The 275-nt window shown below is 49.8% G+C and carries 1 protein-coding gene; it reads left to right on the top strand.

Going from position 1 to position 275, the window contains the following annotated elements:
• On the top strand, positions 1-275 hold a 275-nt coding region (locus SB773_RS31590; RefSeq protein ID WP_410594264.1), incomplete at both ends, for a stage III sporulation protein AE.

The following is a 275-nucleotide window of genomic DNA, read 5'->3' on the forward strand; positions in this document are numbered from 1 at the left end:
GGCAATCTGGCCACAGCGACCATGTTTCACCCGCTCATCATTTTCATGATCAACATCAGCGGGATGATGATCTCGTATGTGGTGTTTCCGTTACTGTTTCTCTCAGCGATGCTCTCCATCGTCAGCCTGTTTTCTGAAAGATATAAAGTAACACAGCTCGCTACACTGCTGCGCAATATTGCCATGGGTGTCCTTGGCTCCTTTCTAACCATTTTTCTGGCGGTCATCTCCATTCAGGGGGCCACCTCGGCAGTAACAGACGGAGTAACGCTCAG

Origin of the sequence: Bacillus sp. SIMBA_074 (genome assembly GCF_046534555.1) — a bacterium.
Lineage (GTDB): Bacteria > Bacillota > Bacilli > Bacillales > Bacillaceae_G > Bacillus_A > Bacillus_A mycoides.